At 42.3% G+C, this 25,270-nt stretch carries 20 protein-coding genes and 1 tRNA gene; 4 read left to right on the top strand and 17 right to left on the bottom strand.

The window, feature by feature from the left end:
* Positions 1 to 8 precede the first annotated feature (8 nt).
* Positions 9 to 1,505 (top strand): hypothetical protein, encoded by a 1,497-nt coding sequence (locus tag FTU35_RS07525; protein WP_180064638.1) that lies wholly within the window; start codon positions 9 to 11, stop codon positions 1,503 to 1,505.
* 94 nt (positions 1,506 to 1,599) lie between these two features.
* Positions 1,600 to 2,745, top strand: coding sequence for a hypothetical protein (locus tag FTU35_RS07520; RefSeq protein ID WP_180064637.1), 1,146 nt, complete (start codon positions 1,600 to 1,602; stop codon positions 2,743 to 2,745).
* A gap of 140 nt (positions 2,746 to 2,885) precedes the next feature.
* Here FTU35_RS07520 and htpG read toward each other — a convergent pair whose 3' ends face one another.
* From htpG to FTU35_RS07495, 5 genes are all read right to left on the bottom strand, one after another.
* Positions 2,886 to 4,802, bottom strand: coding sequence for a molecular chaperone HtpG (gene htpG / locus FTU35_RS07515; RefSeq protein ID WP_180064636.1), 1,917 nt, complete (start codon positions 4,800 to 4,802; stop codon positions 2,886 to 2,888).
* 94 nt (positions 4,803 to 4,896) lie between these two features.
* The gene (locus tag FTU35_RS07510; protein WP_136144750.1) at positions 4,897 to 5,241 is read right to left on the bottom strand and encodes a lysozyme inhibitor LprI family protein; all 345 of its coding nucleotides are present in this window, start codon (positions 5,239 to 5,241) and stop codon (positions 4,897 to 4,899) included.
* A gap of 172 nt (positions 5,242 to 5,413) precedes the next feature.
* Positions 5,414 to 6,034 carry an OmpW family protein gene (locus FTU35_RS07505; protein ID WP_136144749.1) on the bottom strand — a complete coding sequence of 207 codons (621 nt, stop codon included), beginning with the start codon at positions 6,032 to 6,034 and terminating at the stop codon, positions 5,414 to 5,416.
* A 572-nt stretch (positions 6,035 to 6,606) separates the two neighbouring features.
* Positions 6,607 to 7,983 carry a Na+/H+ antiporter family protein gene (locus FTU35_RS07500; RefSeq protein ID WP_180064635.1) on the bottom strand — a complete coding sequence of 459 codons (1,377 nt, stop codon included), beginning with the start codon at positions 7,981 to 7,983 and terminating at the stop codon, positions 6,607 to 6,609.
* Positions 7,984 to 8,089: 106 nt separating this feature from the next.
* Positions 8,090 to 8,965, bottom strand: coding sequence for an alpha/beta fold hydrolase (locus tag FTU35_RS07495; protein WP_131260961.1), 876 nt, complete (start codon positions 8,963 to 8,965; stop codon positions 8,090 to 8,092).
* A 121-nt stretch (positions 8,966 to 9,086) separates the two neighbouring features.
* Between FTU35_RS07495 and FTU35_RS07490 the strand changes: the two genes are divergently transcribed.
* The gene (locus tag FTU35_RS07490) at positions 9,087 to 9,572 is read left to right on the top strand and encodes a DUF4442 domain-containing protein (protein ID WP_131260963.1); all 486 of its coding nucleotides are present in this window, start codon (positions 9,087 to 9,089) and stop codon (positions 9,570 to 9,572) included.
* Positions 9,573 to 9,780: 208 nt separating this feature from the next.
* Complete coding sequence (locus FTU35_RS07485) at positions 9,781 to 10,632, top strand: alpha/beta hydrolase (RefSeq protein WP_096902328.1); 852 nt, start codon at positions 9,781 to 9,783, stop codon at positions 10,630 to 10,632.
* 102 nt (positions 10,633 to 10,734) lie between these two features.
* On the opposite strand, the gene FTU35_RS07480 is transcribed toward FTU35_RS07485, so the two are convergent.
* From FTU35_RS07480 to tuf, 12 genes are all read right to left on the bottom strand, one after another.
* Positions 10,735 to 11,091: a DNA transfer protein p32 gene (locus tag FTU35_RS07480; RefSeq protein ID WP_167845717.1), complete on the bottom strand. Its 357-nt coding sequence runs from the start codon at positions 11,089 to 11,091 to the stop codon at positions 10,735 to 10,737.
* Positions 11,092 to 11,202: 111 nt separating this feature from the next.
* The gene (locus FTU35_RS07475) at positions 11,203 to 11,763 is read right to left on the bottom strand and encodes a hypothetical protein (protein ID WP_179989537.1); all 561 of its coding nucleotides are present in this window, start codon (positions 11,761 to 11,763) and stop codon (positions 11,203 to 11,205) included.
* A 151-nt stretch (positions 11,764 to 11,914) separates the two neighbouring features.
* Positions 11,915 to 16,114, bottom strand: coding sequence for a DNA-directed RNA polymerase subunit beta' (gene rpoC / locus FTU35_RS07470; RefSeq protein ID WP_096902331.1), 4,200 nt, complete (start codon positions 16,112 to 16,114; stop codon positions 11,915 to 11,917).
* 157 nt (positions 16,115 to 16,271) lie between these two features.
* Positions 16,272 to 20,360 (bottom strand): DNA-directed RNA polymerase subunit beta, encoded by a 4,089-nt coding sequence (gene rpoB, locus FTU35_RS07465; RefSeq protein WP_131260966.1) that lies wholly within the window; start codon positions 20,358 to 20,360, stop codon positions 16,272 to 16,274.
* Positions 20,361 to 20,667: 307 nt separating this feature from the next.
* Complete coding sequence (gene rplL / locus FTU35_RS07460; protein WP_004975779.1) at positions 20,668 to 21,039, bottom strand: 50S ribosomal protein L7/L12; 372 nt, start codon at positions 21,037 to 21,039, stop codon at positions 20,668 to 20,670.
* Positions 21,040 to 21,087: 48 nt separating this feature from the next.
* A complete protein-coding gene (rplJ, locus tag FTU35_RS07455) occupies positions 21,088 to 21,594 on the bottom strand; it encodes a 50S ribosomal protein L10 (RefSeq protein WP_004975777.1) in 507 nt (168 codons plus the stop codon).
* Between the two features lie 321 nt (positions 21,595 to 21,915).
* The gene (gene rplA, locus FTU35_RS07450; RefSeq protein ID WP_004975774.1) at positions 21,916 to 22,611 is read right to left on the bottom strand and encodes a 50S ribosomal protein L1; all 696 of its coding nucleotides are present in this window, start codon (positions 22,609 to 22,611) and stop codon (positions 21,916 to 21,918) included.
* Positions 22,612 to 22,614: 3 nt separating this feature from the next.
* Entirely contained in the window at positions 22,615 to 23,043 is a 429-nt protein-coding gene (rplK, locus tag FTU35_RS07445) for a 50S ribosomal protein L11 (protein WP_004975771.1), read from the bottom strand.
* Between the two features lie 116 nt (positions 23,044 to 23,159).
* Positions 23,160 to 23,693, bottom strand: coding sequence for a transcription termination/antitermination protein NusG (nusG, locus tag FTU35_RS07440; protein WP_004975770.1), 534 nt, complete (start codon positions 23,691 to 23,693; stop codon positions 23,160 to 23,162).
* A gap of 7 nt (positions 23,694 to 23,700) precedes the next feature.
* Entirely contained in the window at positions 23,701 to 24,141 is a 441-nt protein-coding gene (secE, locus tag FTU35_RS07435; protein ID WP_004975769.1) for a preprotein translocase subunit SecE, read from the bottom strand.
* A gap of 73 nt (positions 24,142 to 24,214) precedes the next feature.
* A tRNA-Trp gene (locus FTU35_RS07430) sits at positions 24,215 to 24,290 on the bottom strand.
* Between the two features lie 51 nt (positions 24,291 to 24,341).
* Positions 24,342 to 25,270: elongation factor Tu (gene tuf / locus FTU35_RS07425; protein ID WP_180064634.1), on the bottom strand; the 929-nt coding region annotated here is incomplete at its 5' end.

Genomic DNA, 25,270 nt, shown 5'->3' with positions numbered 1-25,270 from the left:
ATGCATCAATGAATACACTAGAAAAATCACTGTTGATTAAAGAATTACACGACTTGATTGATGCTTTAACGCATAAAAGACTCAGTCTGTATGAAACAGCCAAAGCCAAAGCACGCATTAAAGAAATTTTTATGCTGTGCGATAAACCGATTTTTCAAAAACAGTTGCTCACATTTAAAGCCTCACAAAATCCAATTCAAACTGCGGTAACTTTTGCAGAACAAAGTTTATATGCACAATCTTTTCGTGGCGTATTTACACAACTTGAAGCACTTGAAACAGTACTTTATCAACAGCCTGAAGCAGGTTGGGCGATTTTGTATCAACCGAGAGCAGGTTGGCAAATTTGGTTAATTCCTGCTGCTGACCGCACTGCTTTACTAAGTGAGTTTCAAGATTTAGAGCAGGTCTATCGCTGGATGTTGGAACAGCAGCAACAATATCACTGCCTTCAAACCGATGCAGAACTCAAGCAAGCTGCTGTGCTAGAAGCTGCTCAAACTCAGCCAGTCTTTGTCACTGCAGACTTGGAAGAAAATAAAGCTGTAGATTCGCCAATTCAATTTGACTTTATTAGAGACCACATCGCTACAGAAGAAGTTACCTCGTCTGATACTCAAGTTTTGGACGTGGCTAAAGATGAACTTACAATTGAACCGACAGCAGACCAAACGATCATTTCCAATGCAACATTGGATATAACTCAGCCTGATGCAACGACAATAGATACTGCCCAGATGACGGCTGGCACGCAAAAACCAAGCGTCAACCCAGCTTATAATCTATTGTTAAGCCAATATAGTTGCCCCATTTCTGCGCTCAATCTTAGCCAAAATGAGTCAGCACAGTTGTATCGGGTCTTTTTGCCTGAAGCGCCAGAAGTCACGCAATATGCCGATGTATTGGTGCATTTGTCTGATCCCGAAGAAGATCAGCAACAGGTGTTGGCGCGTGCGGTATATTTGGCAGAACAAACCAATACGCAAGGACGCTTTATTAAATATGTGGTACTGCTTGGCGCATTAGATCAAATGCAAGCGATTCGTTTGACTCAAAACTTTTGCCAACAGTTTGAACATGAAATTGCAGCAATACGTGAAATTTCTTGGGAAAAATTACAAGAACATTTATTTGATTTCGATCAGCTTTTTCAATGCTATAGTCATGATGCTCAAATCGTGTGGCAGCAAGAGCATTATTTTCCTTTCATTCCGATACAGCACATTCAAACTACTAAGTTTATTCAGTTTGAAGAAAGTGAAGCACAGAGTCATACCCCTTTGATTTTACTGAAAGAACGACAAAAAATTCGTGTGATTCATGGTCAAAAGCGCTTACAACTGTCCCGTACTGAACAAGCTATACCGCACATTTTATTAGATCGACAACAAGGTATTAGTTGGCAAATGATTCAAAAAGTCATCTCCCAATTACAGCAACCGATTGATGCTTTGCAGTTATGCCAAGCACTTCAAATGTATCAAGAAAAAGAGGTTTCTGCCTAAAAACTGCCGTTTATATTATGATTTTGTAGCCAAGTCTTGCTTTTATCTCATAGATTTTCAACACTAACAAAAATGGCTTAAAGATCAGTAAATAATGTCAAGAATAAAGCACACATCGCCTTTTATATTAAGCTGTCTCTTAAGTGGGGTCGCAGGCATCACTTTTGCACAAGAATCAACTCAAGCAGTGGATCAAGCCCATACGTCACTGCCACCTTATGAATTGCCTGTCGCTCCGCCAAGTGCAGTAGATAAAAGCAGTTTTTATTACACGATTCCACGTTGGATTGATGCTACACCGACGGTGTTACCCGAACAATCCAATGAACCCATTGTACCTGCCACCGCAGAAACGGAACATTTAACTTGGTTCGATCAACGTCAAAAAAATATTCGCAATTGGGCAGATAAAACAGCACATAAACTGGATAACTGGTTTGGTGAACCAAGTCCTGAACAGCCTGCCTCAGCCACTTTGCGGGTTTTGGTCGATAGCAGTTGGGATAAGTATAATGAATATGAAGTCAAACCTCGTATTCGCGGGAAAATCAAACTGCCTACGCTTGAAAATAAACTCAGTGTGGTCTTTGGTGATGACTCGCTCGATAACGAATTGCAAAATAACGTCGCCATTACCAACGAAAACCCAGCGCATGATGCAGACAAAACTGTAGACAGCAAACGTAGCCGTGAAGACAACAGTTCTCTGGCATTACGTTGGTCGAACTTTGCCGAGCGTCTACCTTTTGAAACAGATGTCGATTTAGGGGTACGTTCTGGCGATGATATTTATCTGCGTTTAAAAGCCTCTAAAGACTGGACTTTGGAAAATGATTTCTCTTTTCATGCCGAACAAATTTATCGTTATGGCATCGACAGTGAAAATTATCTCAGAACCAACTTGGAGCTCACGCACGCACGCCCCAATCAGGCTTTCTTGTCCAATCAATTTAGCCTGACCTATGCCGATGAACAAGATGATGATTTGGTTTGGGACAACTACACCTTTAGACAACATCAATTCTTTGCAGGCAACCGCTTTAACTATGGCATTTATACAGGCGGTTATTATCACGATGATGACTTACGTTTAAATCGTTGGGGGCCATTTGTCTCTTGGCGTCAACCATTTTTACGTGAATGGTTCTTTATTCAGGGCGATGTCAATTATTTAAATGATGATCGCGCAGATCGTAATCATTATCTCGGTGCTTTAGTGCGTTTAGAAGCCATTTTCTAAACAGGTAACATCTACAATCAAGCCAAATTAAAAAACCAAGTCTTGCGAACAGGACTTGGTTTTTTTGCAAGATGATCTTGCAAGATGACGATGCATTATTTGTACAACGCATCATCGATCATGTTCATGCGAAAGCAGACTTACTTTAACAGTAAGCTATTAATACGTTTCACATATTCCGCTGGGTCTTCAGGCAAGCCACCTTCAGCAATCACAGCTTGATCAAAAATCACATGCGCCAAATCATCAAATTGATTGGAGTCCTGTAATTTTTTCACCAAAGGATGCTCTGGGTTGATTTCCAAAATTGGCTTCATATCAGGTACAGCTTGCCCTGCATCCTTCAACATACGAATCAATTGTGGTGACAGTTCACCTTCACCTGTTACCAAACAAGCAGGGGAATCAACCAAACGTGTAGTCACACGCACTTCTTTGGTTTTACCGCTTAAAGATGCAGACAATTGCTCAACCACAGGTTTAAATTGTTCTGCAGCCGCGTCTAAAGCTTTCTTCTCTTCAGCATCTTGTAGATCGCCTAAATCAACCGCACCTTTAGATACGTTTTGCATTGGCGTGCCATCAAACTCCTGCACAAAGTTCATCGCCCACTCGTCTACGCGTTCTGCCATCAACAACACTTCAATGCCTTTTTTCTTAAACAACTCCAACTGTGGAGAATGCTTTGCTGCGTTCAGGTTATCTGCAGTAACGTAGTAAATCGCTTTCTGACCTTCTTTCATTCGCGCTTTATAGTCCGCCAATGAGGTACTGATGTCATCATTGCTTGAAGTGGCATAGCGTAATAATTTCAGGATACGCTCACGGTTACCAAAGTCTTCGCCTAAGCCTTCTTTTAAGACTGAACCAAATTCTTGATAAAATTGCTTAAATTTTTCTTGCTCTTTTTCATCTTCAGACTTGGCCAGATTGTCCAACATGGTCAACACACGACGGGTATTGCCTTCGCGGATGGTTTTCACATCACGGCTTTCTTGCAATAATTCACGGCTCACGTTCAACGGCAAATCGGCGCTATCCACCACACCTTGCACAAAGCGCAGATAATTAGGAATCAAGTTGTCTGCCTCATCCATAATAAATACGCGCTTCACATACAATTTAATTCCCGCTTTGGCTTCACGAGTAAAAATGTTGTGCGGTGCTTTACTTGGTACATACAACAACTGAGTGTATTCAGTGCTGCCTTCAACGCGGTTATGCGCCCATGCCAATGGTGCGTCAAAATCGTGACTGAGGTTTTTATAAAACTCGATGTACTGTTCTTCACTAATTTCGTTTTTATTGCGCGTCCACAACGCACTGGCCGAATTAATCGTTTCCCATTCATCAGTTTTCACATACTGACCTGCTTTCGGTGTTTCACCTTCAGCGGCTTCTTCTTGCTGCCACACTTCTTTCTGCATTTGAATTGGCAAACTGATGTGATCAGAGTATTTATTGATGATCTGCTTAACTTTGTAGCTTTCTAAATAATCCAGCGCATCTTCACGCAAGTGCAGAATAATATCGGTACCCCGTTCTGCTTTGTGAATTTGCTCGACATCAAACTCGCCAGTACCCGCACTGCTCCAACGCACGGCTTCATCTGCAGCCAATCCTGCACGGCGTGATTCCACAGTAATTTTATCTGCCACGATAAAACCTGAATAGAAACCCACACCAAATTGACCAATCAATTGCGCATCGGCTTTTTGATCGCCCGTCAATTTTGACATAAAGTCTTTGGTGCCCGATTTGGCAATGGTACCCAAATGCTCAATCGCATCCTGCTGACTTAAACCAATGCCATTGTCTGAAATGGTCAGGGTTTTCTTGTCTTGATCTAAGCGGATACGCACACGTAAATCTGGATCATTTTCATAATATTCAGGATGGTTGATGCCTTCAAAACGTAATTTGTCGCAGGCATCCGATGCGTTAGAAATCAGTTCACGCAAGAAAATTTCAGGGTTGGAATAAAGAGAATGGGTCACCAAATGTAATAACTGCGCCACTTCGGCTTGGAAACTGTGTTTTTGGCTGTGCTCGCTCATTCATCACTCCTTAAATTCATAAACATGGTTATTGTTGGATGTGTTAATGAATTGGAGTGATTGCCTAATTTTTCAAGCCTAAACCCAGAAAAATTTAAAAAGGTGCACGTTGATAGACCTGATTTAAATGATCCTCTAATTTCTGCTGACGCAAATTATACACTTGGGTTAAACAATCGACGGAAGCGCCACAACGATCACGCAACTCTAACCAGCGAAATTGTTCATCACGAATTTGTGAACGCGTCCCCATGGCGACCAAACGGCTGACGATACGATAGGTGGTTGCCATTTTCACATCGGCATCATTAACCGCACGATGTTCACAAATGGCATACTCCGTTTGTGTTTTGGCTTTCTCACAAGAAAAACTCGCCGCATGCCCCGCGACACTCAGCATTAAACCAACACCCACAAGCCAACCGTATTTTATCAACATGAATCAATTCCTTCTTTATCGTTCTTTACTTTATCTTTCAGACTGTAAATGAACATGGCACATGCACTCAATTTTTTCATTCGATTCATTTGTTATTTTTTGCAATAAAAAACCCCATCATAAAGATGGGGTTGCGCTGATTTTTATTATTATAAAGAGCTACGTTTTATGATTAGAATTTGTAGCTATAACCGATGGTATACACCATTGGGTCGATGTCTAAATCAAACTTAGCCGCCGTTGCACCTGCAGCCGTTTTAGCAGTTACTTCTGGACTCAATTGTGCATAACGTGCATCAAAGAACACACCCCAGTTTTTCGCATCAGCTGGCTGGAAGTTAAAACCAACTTGACCTGCAAAACCAAAGTCTTCTTTAACTTTTACATCCAAAGAAGCTAAAGCACCTGACGTTTTTTCATCCCAAGCAACAAATGCTGTACCACCCACCCCAATGTATGGGGTAAAACCAGTTGAGTTTTTAAAGTGATATTTTGCAGTTAGTGTTGGCGGTAAGTGCTTAATTTTTACAACATCATTACCATTTAGAGCTACATCATGACTAATTGGTGCAGCCAATAAAAGCTCTGTAGAGATATTGTCATTAAAGAAATATTCTACTGAAGGCGTAAATGCATATTCATGGTCAGCCTCAAAAGTACCAAGTGCAGGGTTTGTAACATTCGTATCAGCAGTTGGAGAAATAACAGAACCACCAACTTTAACTTGCCATTGACCAGCCATTGCAGAAGCAGACATACCCATTAATGCAATTAGAGCAACTTGCTTTAACATTTTAAAACCACCTTTAGAATAAAAATCTTAACGCTTAATTAATATTAAACATGACTGCTATTAATATGCAACACATATTAAACATATATTTTAAATTATTTTACAACTCATTCATTATTATATAAATTTACTTTAAATAGACCAAATTACTTGGTTTTAAAACCCTAGTTAATTAATAAAGTTTATATTATTATTTCCCGACTATATTACTCAATTTTATTTAAAATTAAATTAAAATATCTATTTAAAATACATCTTATATTTATTTAAAAATTAAACAAATTTATTTTAAATTGATTAATTCACTCAGAATTTTCTATTTTTAAATCATAGAAAATCAATAAAAATTATTAAAATTAAATAAAGAGAATTAAAATCATCTTCATTCTAATATTAGAAGTTAATTACAACGAAAATGAATCATTCTGTTTGAAGATTTTAAATCGTGTATTGAGATTCAATCGGCAGATGCAAGGATGAATTTGAGAAAGATTCTTCTTGTCGTTTTAGCACGATGCTGCAACGTGCCCAACCTATTCTGAACACGTGTGCTTACAAATTTTGGTGATGATTTACAGCACCATCGCTGCAATCCAGCCAAAAATAATCAGTGGAATATTAAAGTGAATAAAAGTCGGTACCACACTGTCTTTCATGTGGTCGTGCTGCCCATCCATATTTAAACCCGAAGTTGGCCCCAAGGTTGAATCCGATGCTGGAGAACCCGCATCTCCTAAGGCTGCTGCTGTACCAATAATCGCAATGGTTGCTGCAGGGCTAAAACCGAACTGCAAACATAAAGGCACATAAATAATCGCTAAAATAGGCACGGTAGAGAAAGATGAGCCAATCCCCAAGGTGATTAACAAACCAATCAATAACATTAAAAATGCAGCCAAAGCTTTGCTATTGCCAATCCATTCCACCGACGCTTCTACCAAAGCAGGCACTTGATTAGTCGCTTCAATCACTGAAGCGAAACCTTGTGCAGCAATCATAATAAAGCCGATGAGTGCCATCATACGCATACCTGTAATGATCACATCATCTGCTTCTTTCCATTTGAAAATTCCCGCACAGCTTAAAATGGCAACACCCACCAAACCTGCCAGAATCATCGAATCTGAATACAATTGCACCGCCAAGGTTGCAATAATCGCAAACACTGCCATCCACAAGGTAAATTTTGCAATCTGAGGCGCTTGTAGGGTTGGCGCGGCGGTATTTGCATTGAGCTCACTCGAAATGCTTTGGGTACGCTCTACCTGCACATCTTGATAATGTCGAGGCTTACGATAGCTCACAAACAACGCAAACAATAGACCAATAAACATCCCAAATACAGGAATAAACATAGCAGAAGGAATATCTTCATTTTGAATGGCAAAACCATACGGAGCACCAAAGGTGTTGATATTGTGCGCCAAAATATCATTCAGGAAGATTGCACCAAAACCGACAGGAACAAACATATAGGTGGCAACCAAACCAAAAGTCAGCAAACAAGCCACTGCACGACGGTCTAAGTTTAAATGATTGAAAACACTTAATAAAGGTGGAATCAATACAGGAATAAATGCAATGTGTACAGGGATTAAGTTCTGTGAAAATACCGCTGCCAAAGCCACAGTAAAATAAATCAGATATTTAACGCGGTTCTGTACCTTAGTATTACTGCTACCTGTTAAAGTGCGAATCAGTTTGTAGGCCAATAAGTCAGGCAAACCTGAACGTGCCAAAGCCAAAGCAAATGCACCTAAAATACCGTAAGCAAGGGCAATTTTAGCGCCACCACCTAAGCCATTATTAAACGCATCTAAAGTGCCTTGTAAGCCTAAACCAGCCAGTAAACCACCTGAAACTGCACCAATAACCAAGGCAAAAACCACAGGCACACGAGCCAACGACAATCCGAACATGATTGCAATGGCAGCAAGAATTGCGAACATAAGAGATGAAATTCAAAAAAGAAGCTATTTTATCAGAGATTATGAAGATTGGAGTTGACCAAACATTCAACTCCGACAAATGAATCTAAGTATGATCAAGCAAAAATCACTGATTTTCATGCTTATAAGCAAAGTCACGGATAGCTGTAGCAACAGCTTGTGGCTGACTAAGAATTGCCCAATGATTGGCAGCCAACTCTACACGTTGAAAATCATCTACCCAAAGCGACATTTCATCAATCAATTCAGCACCCACAAATTGATCATATTTCAAGACAATAGCTTGCACAGGACAAATTGCATAACGTTGACGCGGCTTTAATAAACGTGGGATAAAATTGGCACGATATAAATTGACGCCATAGCGCCCATCTTTGCGGATATTAGGATTGACCGGAATATCTTGATCGCGTTCTAAGCGCATCACTACCTGACGCCATTGTTCAGGTTGAAAGAACTGCCAAACTGTAGGCGCAAGTGCAGGAAGTTGAAAGGCAGCAATATACCAAGATTTACGCATTTGTTTGAAAAATTTAATTTTATTTTCAGAAAACTGCTTACGCATCCAGAACGCTGCATGATCCAAACATGGGCCTGAAATACTGCTGTACGATAAAATTCGTCCCTTTAATTCTGGATCCGTCACTGCTTCCCAAGACTGAATTGAACCCCAGTCATGAGCTGCCAAGTGAAATGCACGCTGCCCCAAAACGGCATTAGCAACAGTCATTAAATCTGCAGCCAATTGAGCCAAGCTATAGGCACGAATGGATTTAGGAATGGAGGATTGTCCCGCACCGCGCACATCATAACTCACCACATAAAAATCTTGCACCAACACGGCAATCACCCGTTCCCAGACTTCTTGGTTATCTGGATAGCCATGCACCAAAATCAGTGCAGGTGCTTTTTTTTCGCCCCAAGTTTTGACATAGAGCTGTTGTCGATCAGAGGTTTCAATCCATTGCGTTTGCGCTTGCATAAACATCCTGTTGGTTTTTATTGACACGATTGCTGTTGAGAATAACAAAATATGCCATAGGTTTGCTTAAATTTCATACTAATATAAAAGACAATCTGCTCTAGGCTCTATGAAATATCACATGAATCTCATCAAAAAATTACAGCAACTTCCTATCGTTTCCAAATACTTTTTAAATCGCTATCCACCCTATCGGGGTGCAGGCATTGAAATCGATCAAATCGATTTAGCCAACCACCATGTCCGTGTCAAAATGCCACTGACCCGCAAAAATCAAAACATTGTCGGGGTGCATTTTGGCGGCAGTCTCTATTCCATGGTCGATCCCTTTTATATGTTAATTCTGATGCATCACTTGGGTTCAACATATATTGTTTGGGATAAAGCGGCAACGATTCATTTCCTCGCCCCAGGACGCAGTACGGTGTATGCCGATATTCGCCTGAGTGCCGCTGAAGTCGAGGAAATCAAACAGATCGCAGAAGACTATGCTCCTCTGACACGTCAATATACGCTCAATATTATCGATGAATCAGGTGTACGAATTGCAGAAGTGCATAAAACGTTATATATCCGACGTAAAAAGCCCAAAGCCGTAGCAACGTAATTTTTAGCTCACATAAAAACGCAGAATCTAATGATTCTGCGTTGTTGGTAATATTATTTTAATCAAAAGACAAAAAGATCAATGTCACCGACAAACTTCTCTACTCTTTTTGAGCAGGTATGAATTAATTAACGTATTACTGTTGATACATCAGTGGATCATAAAAATTATAAACATTGATAGTATTTAAAATTAAAGGATCATTAAAATGAAAAAAAATCTTGTGCCAATCTTTTCCCTACTTTGTTTCTATTCATCGACATCCCTCCATGCTTTGGTGCCGAATACATTTACCAAAGTCCAGACTTTGAAAAATGTGGCTTATGGATCTCATCCTCAACAAGTGATGGATGTCTATTTCCCTGCCAAAGTACTCACAGATCAAACACCAGCCCCGCTCATGATGATGGTCCATGGCGGTGCTTGGAAAATGGGTGATAAAAATCATGCTGCTGTGGTCAAAAATAAGCTGAGTTACTGGACCAAGCAAAACTGGATTTTTGTGTCTATCAACTATAGATTAGTTCCAGATGTGACCGTACAGCAGCAAACTCAGGATATCGCCCAAGCGCTTATTTATATCCAAAATCAGGCACCGCATTGGCATGCTGACTCAAAACGCTTGGTGCTGATGGGACATTCTGCGGGCGCACACCTGGTCAGTCTATTAACCGTTCGCCCCCATTGGCTGGCACCCCAGCCACAGCCTTGGCGTGCTACAGTTGCTTTAGATAGCGCGGCTTATGATATAGAAAAGATAATGCAAACACGTCATGCACGTTTTTATGATCAAGCCTTTGGTGATCAACCTTCCAACTGGAAAGCCCTTTCTCCGATAGCTCAGCTACATCAAGCTTTACCTGCATTTCTCGCGGTGTGCTCAACCATCCGTGCAGATCAACCCTGTACTCAAGCTCGACAATTTATTCAACAAGCACAGAAATTCGGAACTCAAACCCAGTTATTGCCTGTCCGACTTTCACATGCTGAAATCAACAAGTCATTGGGACAAAATAATGCTTATACTCAAGCAGTCAATCAATTTATCCAAACGCATTAATTTTTCAGCTAGCGCATAAAAAACGCAGAATCATAAGACTCTGCGTTGGATGTACTGAAATATAAATACTTCAGTAGGATGGCATGGCTGTTCGTATTCAGATTAACGCTTTTGCTCGATGGCTGCACCAGCACCACCACCAACAGCACCACCGATTGCAGCGCCTGCATTACCACCTATCACTTCTTTACCTAAAATTGAACCAATCGCACCGCCAATTCCACTATAGGTTGCGTTACGGTTAGAACCATCTTGGGTTTTACTTCCAACTGCTGCACCTGCACCTGCGCCTGCTGCTGCACCAACACTACCACCTACGCTGTTACCCGCTGCGCCACCAACGGCACCGCCTAATGCTGCTGCACCAATACGTTGGTCATTTGAACTCATGCTCTCACAACCCGCCATTAACATGGTCGATACAGTTGCAACTGCCAATACACTCAATACTTTTTTCATGGTGATCACTCCCCCTCGGTCTATTCGCTCTCAGCTTAGTGCATATTGCGGTAACAACTTTGAAAAAACTGTTACCAAGCACAGCAAGATGAAGGTATTTCTGTAAAAGACTTAAGGCTGAATAGATGATTCAGCAACATCTTCTTCCAAAAGCACGACATCTCTTGTGGTTTGTCCATCTTCAGTAAACACAGCATGAGAAACTGTTTCTTTGCTTTCAGGCGTTTTGACCCGATCCAGTTTTAATGTGCGATGAATTGGCGCCTGCCCCTGCTTATATTCCATGCCTTCTGCATCAATCGTTTTCACTTCAGAAATGACTTTACCATCCTGCTTTAGGGTTTTATTCAACTCAATTTTTGAGGTTGGTACAATCACCCCACCTTTTTGAATCACAGGAATACCCAATTGTTTCTCTGAAAACTGTGCTTGATCATCATCAAAAACAACTTCCTTTGCCACAATATCTTTACCCTGATTGCTCACTTCAAAAATCGTGGCTTCTACATGGCGTATAGGCTTTTCACCTGTCACTGTACGAATCACTTCAGTTTTTAGAATAGGCACAATGGCTTTGTCTTTCACCACAATGCTGTTTGGCATTGGTGCAGCTGAAACAGACACACTCAGTAGCATTGCCGATAAACACAGTGTCAGTCCTCTAAATTGCATAAGCTATCCCCTTAGTTTTCTTGATATTTTTAAATTGTTCTTAATTCACTATATGCAATATTGCGGCTTTATTAAAGCAAAATATGCAACTAAAACGTTGGCAAAAAAAAGACGCCTCGAAAGGCGTCTTTAAATGATGCTTTAAAACGAATTAGAGATCGTTAAATTCATCGCTAAATGCTTGGCTTAATGCTTGATCTACATCAGAGAAATCATTCACTAATGCCAATTCAGCAGCTTCAGCTTCTTGACGACGACGCTCTAAGTGGTAAGCAAGACCCGTACCTGCTGGGATCAAACGACCCACAACAACGTTCTCTTTCAAGCCACGTAAATCATCTTCTTTACCTGTTACAGCCGCTTCAGTTAACACACGTGTAGTTTCCTGGAACGATGCAGCAGAAATGAACGAGTCTGTTGAAAGCGATGCTTTGGTGATACCCATCAATTGACGTTCAAACTTCGCTGGGAACTTGTTTTGTGCAAGTACAGCTTGGTTTTCTTGTACCACGCGAATGTAATCCACTTGTTCGCCTTTGATGAAGCTCGTATCGCCACCATCGGTGATTTCAACTTTACGCAACATTTGACGCACGATGACTTCAATGTGCTTATCGTTAATTTTTACACCTTGTAAGCGGTAAACGTCTTGAACTTCGTTCACGATGTAGTTGGTTAATGCCACTTCACCTTTCAAGCGTAAGATGTCATGTGGGTTTTGTGGACCATCAGAAATGGTTTCACCACGGTTCACATGCTCACCTTCAAACACGTTGATGTTACGCCATTTTGGAATCAACTCTTCGTAAATCTCAGAGCCATCATCTGGTGTAATCACTAAACGGTTCTTACCTTTGGTTTCTTTACCAAAGCTCACGATACCTGACACTTCTGCAAGAATCGCATGCTCTTTTGGTTTACGTGCTTCAAATAAGTCTGCAACGCGTGGTAAACCACCGGTAATATCACGAGTACGTGAAGATTCTTGTGGTACACGACCAATAACGTCACCCACACCGATATTTTCGCCATCACGGACAGAAAGAATCGTGTTCTGTGGCAAGAAGTAGAACTGTTCGCCACCATCCACAGTGTCTAATACCACAGCAGGACGTAAGTCTTTACCTGACGCAGGACGTGAAGTCACTGGCAAGATTTCAACTGTGGTCATACCTGTTGCATCATCAGTTTTCGAGGTTGCAGTCACGCCATCAGCAATTTGGCTGAAACGGATTTTACCCGCAACTTCGGTCACAAGTGGATGCGTGTGTGGATCCCAAGTCGCCACAATACCGCCAGCTTCTACCGCTTCGCCATCTTTGAGCAAGATTGACGCACCGTATGGCAGTTTATAACGCTCACGCTCACGACCTAACTCATCGGCAATACCAATTTCACCTGAACGTGAAACAGATACCAAGTGACCTTTAGCGTGTTGTACAGTTTTCACGTTATGGAAACGTACTGAACCTTTGTTACGCACTTGTACGCTATTGGCTGCAGAAGTTCGGCTTGCCGCACCACCCACGTGGAATGTACGCATGGTTAACTGTGTACCTGGCTCACCAATCGATTGAGCAGCCATTACACCCACAGATTCACCTGGATTCACCAAGTGACCACGTGCTAGGTCACGACCATAACACTTCGCACATACACCAAAGGTCGATTCACAAGATACCACTGAACGTACTTTTACTTCATCGACACCTTGCTCTTCTAAGAAGTTAGCAAGTTTTTCATCAATGAGTGTGTTACGTGGCAGAATAACTTCGTCTGAACCCGCTTTCTTCACATCTTCTGCAGTTACACGACCTAATACACGCGTACCAAGGTTTTCAATGACATCACCACCTTGAATGAATGGTGTCATCACTAAACCGCCATAAGTACCGCAATCTGGCTCAGTAATTACCAAGTCTTGTGCAACGTCAACCAAACGACGTGTCAAGTAACCTGAGTTCGCTGTTTTCAATGCGGTATCGGCCAAACCTTTACGCGCACCGTGAGTTGAAATGAAGTACTGAAGTACCGTCAAACCTTCACGGAAGTTCGCTTTAATTGGCGTTTCAATGATCGAACCATCTGGTTTCGCCATCAAACCACGCATACCCGCCAACTGACGAATCTGTGCCGCACTACCACGCGCACCTGAATCCGACATCATGTAGATCGAGTTGAATGATTTTTGCTTCTCGTCTTCACCCTGTTTGTTTTTCACAGTTGTGAATGACAAGTTGTCCATCATCGCTTTAGCAACTTGGTCGTTGGTACGTGCCCAAATATCGACCACTTTGTTATAACGCTCACCCGCAGTTACGAAGCCTTGCTCGAACTGTTGTTCAATTTCACGAACTTCAGTTTCTGCTTTTTCAATAATTGCTTGTTTTTGTGGTGGAATAACCATGTCTTCCATACCCACAGAAACACCTGAACGTGTCGCTTGACGGAAGCCCAAGTACATCAATTGGTCTGCAAAAATAACCGTGTCTTTTAGACCTAATTTACGGTAGCAAGAGTTGATTAACTTTGAGATGTTCTTTTTGTTCATCTCTAGGTTAATTTGCTCGAAGCTTAAACCTTCAGGCACAACTTCCCAAAGCAAGCAGCGACCTGGTGTCGTATCTACAACAATAGTTTGTTGCTCACGCTCACCATTTTCATTGATTACGGTTTGGTGTACACGTGCTTTTACGCGAGCGTGTAAGTCAACTTGACCCGTTGCAAGTGCACGGTTTACTTCGTGCGTATCTGCAAACACCATGCCTTCACCTTTGGCATTGATTGCATCACGCGTGATGTAATACAAGCCCAAGACAACGTCCTGAGATGGTACGATGATTGGCTCACCGTTCGCAGGAGACAAGATGTTGTTGGTCGACATCATTAACGCACGCGCTTCTAATTGCGCTTCAAGTGTTAATGGTACGTGTACCGCCATTTGGTCACCGTCGAAGTCAGCGTTGAACGCAGCACAAACGAGTGGGTGTAAACGGATGGCTTTACCTTCAATCAGGATCGGTTCAAATGCTTGAAGACCTAAACGGTGAAGTGTAGGCGCACGGTTCAACATCACTGGGTGTTGACGAATCACAGAGGCAAGTACATCCCAAACTTCTGGGGTTTCGCGCTCAACCATTTTCTTCGCAGCTTTAATGGTGGTTGCTTGACCTGAAGCTTGTAATTTTGCAAAGATGAATGGCTTGAACAGTTCAAGTGCCATTTTCTTCGGAAGACCACACTGGTGTAAACGTAGGTTTGGACCAACGGTAATCACCGAACGACCTGAATAGTCAACACGCTTACCAAGTAAGTTTTGACGGAAACGACCTTGCTTACCTTTGATCATATCTGCCAAAGATTTAAGCGGACGCTTGTTTGAACCTGTGATTGCACGACCACGACGACCGTTATCTAACAAGGCATCAACAGACTCTTGTAACATACGTTTTTCGTTACGTACGATGATGTCTGGCGCTGCAAGGTCAAGAAGACGCTTCAAACGGTTGTTACGGTTAATCACACGACGATAAAGATCGTTCAAGTCAGAAGTCGCAAAACGACCACCTTCAAGTGGAACCAACGGACGAAGATCTGGTGGAAGTACAGGCAGTACATTCATCACCATCCATTCTGGCTTGTTGTTCGACTCTTTGAACGCTTCCATCAACTTCAAACGCTTAGACGCTTTTTTCAGCTTAGTTTCTGAAGTTGTTTGTGGAATTTCTTCACGTAAACGAGCAATTTCAGCTTCAAGATCGATGTCTTTTAACAAGTCTTGAACTGCTTCAGCACCCATTTTCGCAGTGAATTCATCACCATGCTCTTCTAGAGCATTGAAGTATTCTTCGTCATTGAGAAGTTGATATTTCTCAAATGGCGTCATACCTGGGTCAGTAACCACATAAGATTCGAAATACAATACGCGCTCGATATCACGTAAAGTCATATCAAGTAATAAACCAATACGGCTTGGTAATGATTTCAAGAACCAAATGTGTGCAACTGGAGAAGCGAGTTCGATGTGACCCATACGCTCACGACGAACTTTTGCAGTCGTTACTTCAACGCCACATTTTTCACAAATGACGCCTTTGTATTTCATACGCTTGTATTTACCACACAAGCATTCGTAATCTTTTACTGGACCAAAAATTTTGGCACAGAATAAACCATCACGTTCAGGCTTAAACGTACGATAGTTAATGGTTTCTGGCTTTTTAACTTCACCGTGAGACCATGACTTAATCATTTCTGGTGACGCAAGACCAATACGGATGCGGTCAAACTCTACTGGAGCATGACCGTCTGAATCCGTCTTTTTGCGCATGATATCGAGCAAGTCTTTCAATTTTTTTCTCCGTGTGCTGGGAGGCTGTTTTCACATCCCAACTGGGTCACAAATATTGTTTTTTAACTGAGTTTTAATCCCCCTTAATCCCCCTTTTTCAAAGGGGGAAAAGTCCCTCTTTTATAAAGAGGGATTTAGGGAGATTTAATGGAGATGCTTAGTCACCATTTTTCAGTTCAATGTTGATACCTAAAGAACGGATCTCTTTGGTCAATACGTTAAACGATTCAGGCATACCTGGGTCCATATAATGGTTACCATCTACAATGTTCTTATAGATACGGGTACGACCTTCAACGTCATCCGACTTCACAGTGAGCATTTCTTGAAGCGTGTATGCAGCACCGTATGCTTCAAGTGCCCAGACTTCCATCTCACCGAAACGCTGACCACCGAATTGTGCCTTACCACCCAACGGCTGTTGCGTTACAAGTGAGTAAGAACCTGTAGAACGTGCGTGCATCTTGTCATCCACCAAGTGGTTGAGTTTGAGCATGTACATATAACCTACAGTCACTGGACGGTCAAATTTCTCGCCTGTACGACCATCGTACAACACGGTTTGACCAGAACGTGGTAATTCAGCCAGTTCAAGTAATTCTTTAATTTGACCTTCTTCTGCACCATCAAATACAGGAGTAGCCAACGGAACACCTGCACGTAAGTTGCCAGCCAATACCAAGATTTCATCATCAGTTAAGCTGTCAAGATCTTCTTGCTCGCCACCAACTTTGTTATAAATCTTGTCTAGGAACTCACGTAGTTCAGCAATTTCACGTTGTTGTTTGAGCATTTTATCAATTTGCTCACCCAAACCTTTGGCTGCCATACCCAAGTGTGTTTCAAGAATCTGACCCACGTTCATACGCGATGGTACGCCTAGTGGGTTCAATACGATATCTACTGGTACACCGTTAGCATCGTGCGGCATGTCTTCTACAGGCAAGATGTTTGATACAACACCTTTGTTACCGTGACGACCCGCCATCTTGTCACCCGGTTGGATGCGACGCTTAACAGCAAGATAAACTTTAACAACTTTCAACACGCCCGTAGTGAGTTCATCGCCTGTAGAAAGCTTACGTTTCTTCTCAGCGAATTTCTCATCAATTTCAAAGCTCTTCTCTTTCAAGAAAGTTTGAATTTGAGTTAAACGCTCAGCAATTGCTTCATCACTTGGTTGAATTTCAAGTAGATCAACTAACTCTAAACCAGACAACACATCTTCAGAAAGTTTGTCGCCACGTTTAGTTGTACCGCCACCGTTAGATTCTTGACCTTTTAATAAGCGGATAATACGTTCACGCGCTGCTTCTTCAAAGATTTTGTATTCTTCTTTCAAGTCTTTGCGGTATGCATCAAGTTGTGCTTTTTCAATCGCTTGTGCACGTTCGTCTTTTTCTAGACCATCACGGGTAAAGACTTGAACGTCAATCACAGTACCTTTAGTACCTGATGGAACGCGCAATGATGAATCTTTCACATCTGCTGCTTTTTCACCGAAGATTGCACGAAGCAATTTTTCTTCAGGCGTTAACTGAGTTTCACCCTTAGGCGTTACTTTACCAACAAGAATGTCGCCTGCAGTCACTTCAGCACCAATGTAAACGATACCAGACTCGTCTAGTTTAGACAGTGCAGCTTCGCCCACGTTTGGAATATCAGCTGTGATTTCTTCCGCACCCAATTTGGTATCACGTGCAACACATGACAATTCTTGAATGTGAATCGAAGTTAAACGGTCTTCTTGAAGTACACGCTCAGAAAGCAAGATCGAGTCTTCGTAGTTATAGCCATTCCAAGTCATGAACGCGACACGCATGTTCTGACCGAGTGCAAGCTCACCGCCATCTGTAGATGGACCGTCAGCTAATACATCACCACGACCTACCTTATCACCCATCTTCACCAAAACTTTTTGGTTAATACAAGTGTTTTGGTTTGAACGTGTGTATTTGATCAGGTTGTAGATATCTACACCTGCTTCACCCGCGATCATTTCTTCTTCGTTCACACGAATGACTACACGTGAAGCATCGACATATTCAATTCGACCACCACGGTTTGCAATTACACACACACCTGAGTCATGTGCTACGTTCGCTTCCATCCCTGTACCCACAAGTGGTTTATCAGCGATAAGCGTCGGAACAGCCTGACGTTGCATGTTCGATCCCATCAAGGCACGGTTGGCGTCATCGTGCTCAAGGAATGGAATCAGTGATGCTGCTACAGATACAACCTGCTGTGCAGAAACGTCCATGTGCGTCACGCGCTCTGGCGGCATACGCACGAAGTCACCTTGGTGACGTACAGATACGAATTCTTCTGTTAAATTGCCGTCTTGGTCTACGCTTGAGTCCGCTTGCGCAATGATCGTGCCCACTTCTTCAATTGCAGATAAATACTCAACCTCATCGGTTACACGACCATCAACCACTTTACGGTATGGCGTTTCCAAGAAGCCAAAATTATTACATTTTGCATAAACAGAAAGCGAGTTGATCAAACCAATGTTTGGACCTTCAGGCGTTTCAATTGGACACACACGACCATAGTGAGTTTGGTGTACGTCACGTACCTCAAAGCCTGCACGTTCACGTGTCAAACCACCTGGACCAAGCGCAGATACGCGACGCTTGTGGGTAATTTCAGACAACGGGTTGTTTTGGTCCATGAACTGAGACAATTGGCTTGAACCAAAGAATTCTTTGATTGCAGCAGCCACTGGCTTCGCATTGATTAAATCTTGCGGAGACAGGTTGTCTGTTTCAGCTTGTGACAAACGCTCTTTTACAGCACGCTCAACACGTACCAAACCAACACGGAATTGGTTTTCAGTCATCTCGCCCACTGAACGTACGCGACGGTTACCCAAGTGGTCGATATCGTCGACTTCACCTTTACCGTTACGGATTTCGATCAATGTTTTAAGTACATCGGTAATGTCTTCGTTAGACAAAATACCTTCAACTTCACGTGATTTCTGATCTGTACCCACTTCGTAAGGACGACCCAAACGACGGTTGAACTTCATACGACCTACTGGCGATAAATCATAACGCTCAGAAGAGAAGAACAAGTTATTGAACAGATTTTCAGCGGCTTCTTTCGTCGGTGGCTCACCTGGACGCATCACTTTGTAGATTTCTACCAAAGCATCTTCACGACCAACAGTTGTATCTGCACGTAAGGTGTCCGCAATGAACGAACCACGGTCGATGTCATTGGTGAATAGGATGTTAAATTGTTTAACACCACCTTCTGCAAGTTTCACCATGATTTCATGGCTTAACAAGGTGTTTGCAGCAATCACATCGCCATCTTTTAGCTGGATGTCTTCTGCAGTAATACGTTCGTACAAGTACTCATCAGGAACTGAAAGCTTCTCAAGACCAGCTGCTTCCATTTGACGTACGTGACGCGCATTAATGCGTTTACCTTGCTCAACAATCACTTTGCCGTCAGTATCAGTGATGTCAAATTGTGCCATTTCGCCACGTAAGCGTTCTGGGACAAGGTCAATTTGGTAGCTACCCATGTCTAAATAGACAGGTACTTTCTCAAAGAACAAGTCTAGGATTTGTTCATTGCTATAGCCCAATGCACGCAACACTACAGTCGCAAGCAATTTACGACGACGGTCAATACGCACATAAACGAGGTCTTTGGCATCGAATTCAAAGTCTAACCATGAGCCACGGTAAGGAATAATGCGTGCTGAATACAACACTTTACCGCTCGAGTGGGTCTTACCTTTATCGTGGTCAAAGAACACGCCTGGTGAACGGTGTAATTGAGAAACAATTACACGCTCAGTACCGTTAATCACAAAGGTACCGTTATCCGTCATCAATGGCATTTCGCCCATGTAGACTTCTTGCTCACGCACATCTTTGATTGATTTCGTTTCACGATCTTTAATGATCAAACGAATTTTTACGCGCATTGGTGCCGCATAAGTTGAGCCGCGAAGAATACACTCACGTACATCAAACTCAGGCTTACCAAGACTATACTCAACAAATTCTAAAGCAGCATTGCCAGAATAACTTTCTATAGGAAAAACTGAACGAAATGCGGCTTGGAGACCGATATCTTCGCGGCTTTTTGGAGTTTTGCCATCTTGAAGGAAAGTACGGTACGAGTCGACTTGAATCGAAAGCAAGTACGGTGCATCCATTACTTGGGGCAATTTACCAAAATTCTTACGGATCCGTTTCTTTTCGGTATATGAGTATGCCATCTGGAGTCCTCGGAAAGTAAACTAAACCCGCCTGCAGAACGGGTTTAGAAGGAATTACGCAGGCCGATATGGCCACCACTCTTTACAAATGCTGCAATTTTTAGTGGTATTAAAACGCTTAACAATATTTTTAAATGTGGAAAAATATTGGTAAGCGTTTGATTTTATTGACTTATATTGTTTTCGATGGTTTTCCCATCATTCAAACAAAAATCGAGCCGATAATTGTAACGCAAAAAGGCTGATGACCCAAGAGCCATCAGCCATTTTTTGGAGTCGATTATAAAAAAATCGACTCCCCTTAAGATTACTTAAGTGTAACTGTAGCACCAGCTTCTTCAAGTTTCTTCTTAAGCTCTTCACCTTCTTCTTTAGAAACAGCTTCTTTGATCACTGAAGGAGCGCCTTCAACGATGTCTTTAGCTTCTTTAAGACCAAGGCCAGTAGCTTCACGAACTGCTTTAATTACAGCAACTTTGTTCGCACCGAAAGAAGTCAACTCAACGTTGAATTCAGATTGCTCTTCTGCAGCAGCAGCGCCAGCGCCTGGAGCAGCAGCAACAGCAACAGCAGCAGCTGATACATTGAATTTCTCTTCAAAAGCAGAGATAAGTTCAACAAGTTCAAGAACAGTTTTTTCAGCAACTGCGTTTAAGATTTCTTCGTTAGTTAAAGCCATGAGAATAACTCCAAATGGAAATTGAATGGTGTGGAAATAAATTTAAGCTTATGCAGCTTCTGACTCGTTTTTCTCTTTGAGCGCAGTAATAAGGCGACCCAATTTCGAAATAGGAGCTTGAAGAACGTTTGCAAGCATAGTAAGCGCTTTTTCTTGGTTCGGAAGATTCGCAATTACGCTAACTTCAGCACCTTTATAAAGTTTGCCGTCAAATGCAGCAGCTTTAAGTTCAAATGCTTTATTCGTTTTAGCGAATTCTTCGAACAAGCGTGCAGCTGCACCCATGTCGTCTTCAGAAGTTGAGAAAGCTAAAATTGTTGGGCCAACAAGGTTGTCGTTCAAGATCGTGAATTGCGTATCTTGAAAAGCACGTTTAGCCAAAGTATTACGTACAACACGTGTAGTAACACCTAATTTACGCGCTTCAACACGTAGAGCCGTTAATTGCTCAACGCTCATACCTTGATAGTCAGCAACAACAGCAGAGAACGCTTTAGAAGCAACTTCGTTAACTTCTGCTACGATCTGTTTTTTGTCTTCGATAAGAAGAGCCATTGTAAAACCTCCTAACGGTGATTTATGTGCTTACGTGAAGCACACTCCCAATTCGTAAATTCATTGCTGAACTTACACGCGGAGGAGGAATAAATCACACCACCGCGTCTACCCAGGCTGGAAGATTAAGAAAGCAGCATAAAACTACTCTCGCCTGAGGTCTTTGACGCTGATAAATTCTCATTTACCAATTCAAAGTCCGCCTGAATGTCTCCCTCTCCTGCTAGGAGAGGGTTAGGGAGAGGTTTAACCCTCATCCCGACCTTCTCCCAGAGGGAGAAGGAGACTTTTCAGGACTTTAAAATTCTTTCTAAGTCAGACTTAGTTAGAAACGTTCTGTACATCAATAACAAGACCAGGACCCATAGTAGAGCTCAAAGTGATCTTTTTGATGTATACGCCTTTAGAAGTTGCAGGCTTTAACTTTTTCAAGTCAGCAACTAAGGTTTCAACGTTTGAACGAACTGCTTCAGCAGTAAAGCCAACTTGACCAATCGCAGCGTGGATAATACCCGCTTTGTCTACACGGTAACGCGCTTGACCTGCTTTTGCATTTTTAACTGCAGTCGCAACGTCAGGAGTTACAGTACCCACTTTAGGGTTTGGCATTAAGCCACGTGGACCAAGAATCGTACCCAACTTACCTACTACGCGCATTGCATCCGGAGCTGCAATCACAACGTCAAAGTCAAGGTTACCCGCTTGAATGCTTTCAGCTAAGTCGTCGAAACCAACTACGTCTGCGCCTTCAGCTTTAGCAGCTTCTGCAGCAGCACCTTGAGCGAAAACAGCTACACGTACAGTTTTACCAGTACCTGCAGGAAGTGTAGTCGCACCACGAACAACCTGATCAGATTTACGTGGGTCAACACCTAGGTTTACCGCAACATCCAAAGATTCTTTGAATTTAGCAGCAGGAAGGTTGTTTAGAACTTCAACTGCTTCTTCCAAAGTGTAAACTTTGTTTGCTTCTACAGCAGCAGCAATGGCTTTTTGACGTTTAGTTAACTTTGCCATGTCTTATAGCTCCACATCCAAGCCCATAGAACGTGCAGAACCAGCAATGGTACGCACACGTGCTTCTAAATCAGCACCAGTTAAATCTGGTTCTTTAGTAGTCGCGATTTCTTCTAATTGAGCACGAGTCAACTTACCAACTTTGTTTTTGTTAGGTACAGCTGAACCCTTTTGAATGCCTGCAGCTTTCTTAAGAAGAATTGCAGCAGGAGGAGTTTTCATGATGAATGTGAACGACTTGTCGTTGTACACAGTGATCACTACAGGAATTGGCAAACCTGGTTCAACTTTTTGTGTAGCAGCATTGAATTCTTTACAGAATGCCATGATGTTAACACCACGTTGACCTAATGCAGGACCAATTGGTGGAGATGGATTCGCTTTACCAGCTGGAACTTGCAGCTTGATATAGCCGTCAATCTTCTTAGCCATTTCAAATTACCTCTGGGTACAAACGCCGCTAGGCTCCCCAATATTTTAAGTAACGATACCGTTACAACAACAATGCCCGATTCATCATAAATCGGGCGTTTTCCAACCACTCAAACTTAAACGGATTTTTCGACTTGACGAAATTCCAGCTCAACCTGAGTAGGTCGATTAAATACATTAATTGTCAACGTTAAACGTGACTTCTCGTATTGAACTTCTTCCACCACGCCTTTAAAGTCGGTGAATGGACCATCAATCACAAGTAATTCTTCGCCTGGTTCAAACATCGTCTTCGGACGAGGTGCTTCACCAGTATTGCGTACACGTGCAAGAATCGCGTCAGCTTCTTTTTGCGTAATTGGAGCAGGCTTTTCTGCTGTACCACCAATAAAACCTAAAACTTTTGGACACTCTTTAACAATGTGCCAAGTTTCATCGTTCATTTCCATTTCAACCAATACATAGCCTGGAAAGAACTTACGCTCTGACTTACGTTTCTTACCATCCTTCATTTCTACCACTTCTTCGGTAGGAACAAGGACTTCACCAAAGCTATCGGCAACAGCGCTACGCTGGATTCGATCATTAAGCGAACGCATCACTTGTTTTTCATAACCTGAGTAGGCATGAATAATGTACCAACGTTTCATAGCTCTTTTACCCGATAATTAACTTGATTGCCCAGCCTAACAAATAGTCAAAACACCACAATACAATTGAAGTGACTACAACAACAATCAATACATGCCATGACGTTGTTACAGTTTCCTGTTTAGTAGGCCAAGTGACTCGACGTAACTCAATACGTGAATCTTTAAGCAAACGAACAAAGCCTTTGCCTTGATGGGTGGCGTATAATAAACCTAAAGCCACAACGATACAAGCCAAAATTACCCCAACACGCACCCAAATATCATTGGCTGGTGCCCAATACGCAGGAAGATGCTGATTCACCATCATCGAAGCGATGAATAAAATCAAAGCGATACCCCACAACACGTAGTCTAATGGAGAACTCGATTGAACAACTTCAGCAGAATTATTTCTTTGAGGGATTGGCGCGTCGCTTAATGCGTCACGCGATTTATCATTCGACATTTTTGTACTCGTCGTAGAATTCGCGACTTATTATATGACTAGATTAGCCGACATCAAGCTTTTTTAAAAAAAGTGGCAGGCCAGGAGGGACTCGAACCCCCAACATTCGGTTTTGGAGACCGACGCTCTACCAATTGAACTACTGACCTACAAAACAGAACGAGAGCCAAAGCTCTCGACCTGTTTAACACATTCTATAATTATGCTGTTACTTTAGCAACAACACCCGCACCTACAGTACGACCACCTTCACGGATCGCAAAACGTAGACCTGGGTCCATTGCGATTGGGTGGATTAATTCTACTGACATTTCAACGTTGTCACCTGGCATTACCATTTCAACGCCTTCTTTCAACTGGATTGCACCAGTTACATCAGTTGTACGGAAATAGAATTGTGGACGGTAACCGTTAAGGAATGGAGTGTGACGACCACCTTCTTCTTTAGAAAGTACGTATACTTCCGCATCGAATTTAGTGTGTGGCTTGATTGTACCTGGCTTAGCAAGTACTTGACCACGTTGTACGTCTTCACGCTTAGTACCACGTAAAAGAACACCACAGTTCTCGCCCGCACGACCTTCGTCAAGAAGTTTACGGAACATTTCTACGCCAGTTACAGTTGTTTTAACTGTGTCTTTGATACCAACGATTTCAACTTCTTCGCCTACTTTCACGATACCAGTTTCTACACGACCAGTTACTACTGTACCACGACCAGAAATAGAGAATACGTCTTCGATTGGCATTAAGAATGCTTGGTCGATTGCACGTACTGGCTCTGGGATGTAAGTATCAAGCGCTTCAACAAGAGCAACTACAGCATCTTCGCCATATTGACCTGATTCACCGTTAAGTGCAGCAAGTGCTGAACCACGGATTACTGGAGTGTCGTCGCCTGGGAAGTCGTAAGTAGAAAGAAGTTCACGAACTTCCATTTCAACTAATTCAATTAACTCTTCGTCGTCTACGATATCGCATTTGTTTAAGAATACGATGATGTAAGGTACACCTACCTGACGAGAAAGAAGGATGTGTTCACGAGTTTGTGGCATTGGACCATCAGTCGCTGAACAAACAAGGATCGCACCGTCCATCTGAGCAGCACCAGTGATCATGTTTTTAACAT

This window comes from Acinetobacter sp. YH12095 (assembly GCF_013419245.1).
Taxonomy (GTDB): Bacteria; Pseudomonadota; Gammaproteobacteria; order Pseudomonadales; family Moraxellaceae; genus Acinetobacter; species Acinetobacter towneri.
Note: the sequence above shows the minus strand (reverse complement) of the source record. Positions and strands in the feature narration are given on the sequence as shown.

Bases quoted from the DNA above. Each gene is read 5' to 3' on its own strand.
- FTU35_RS07525 (WP_180064638.1), top strand. From the start codon at position 9: ATGAATACACTAGAAAAATCACTGTTGATTAAAGAATTACACGACTTG.
- FTU35_RS07520 (WP_180064637.1), top strand. From the start codon at position 1,600: ATGTCAAGAATAAAGCACACATCGCCTTTTATATTAAGCTGTCTCTTA.
- htpG (WP_180064636.1), bottom strand. From the start codon at position 4,802: ATGAGCGAGCACAGCCAAAAACACAGTTTCCAAGCCGAAGTGGCGCAG.
- FTU35_RS07510 (WP_136144750.1), bottom strand. From the start codon at position 5,241: ATGTTGATAAAATACGGTTGGCTTGTGGGTGTTGGTTTAATGCTGAGT.
- FTU35_RS07505 (WP_136144749.1), bottom strand. From the start codon at position 6,034: ATGTTAAAGCAAGTTGCTCTAATTGCATTAATGGGTATGTCTGCTTCT.
- FTU35_RS07500 (WP_180064635.1), bottom strand. From the start codon at position 7,983: ATGTTCGCAATTCTTGCTGCCATTGCAATCATGTTCGGATTGTCGTTG.
- FTU35_RS07495 (WP_131260961.1), bottom strand. From the start codon at position 8,965: ATGCAAGCGCAAACGCAATGGATTGAAACCTCTGATCGACAACAGCTC.
- FTU35_RS07490 (WP_131260963.1), top strand. From the start codon at position 9,087: ATGAATCTCATCAAAAAATTACAGCAACTTCCTATCGTTTCCAAATAC.
- FTU35_RS07485 (WP_096902328.1), top strand. From the start codon at position 9,781: ATGAAAAAAAATCTTGTGCCAATCTTTTCCCTACTTTGTTTCTATTCA.
- FTU35_RS07480 (WP_167845717.1), bottom strand. From the start codon at position 11,091: ATGAAAAAAGTATTGAGTGTATTGGCAGTTGCAACTGTATCGACCATG.
- FTU35_RS07475 (WP_179989537.1), bottom strand. From the start codon at position 11,763: ATGCAATTTAGAGGACTGACACTGTGTTTATCGGCAATGCTACTGAGT.
- rpoB (WP_131260966.1), bottom strand. From the start codon at position 20,360: ATGGCATACTCATATACCGAAAAGAAACGGATCCGTAAGAATTTTGGT.
- rplL (WP_004975779.1), bottom strand. From the start codon at position 21,039: ATGGCTTTAACTAACGAAGAAATCTTAAACGCAGTTGCTGAAAAAACT.
- rplJ (WP_004975777.1), bottom strand. From the start codon at position 21,594: ATGGCTCTTCTTATCGAAGACAAAAAACAGATCGTAGCAGAAGTTAAC.
- rplA (WP_004975774.1), bottom strand. From the start codon at position 22,611: ATGGCAAAGTTAACTAAACGTCAAAAAGCCATTGCTGCTGCTGTAGAA.
- rplK (WP_004975771.1), bottom strand. From the start codon at position 23,043: ATGGCTAAGAAGATTGACGGCTATATCAAGCTGCAAGTTCCAGCTGGT.
- nusG (WP_004975770.1), bottom strand. From the start codon at position 23,693: ATGAAACGTTGGTACATTATTCATGCCTACTCAGGTTATGAAAAACAA.
- secE (WP_004975769.1), bottom strand. From the start codon at position 24,141: ATGTCGAATGATAAATCGCGTGACGCATTAAGCGACGCGCCAATCCCT.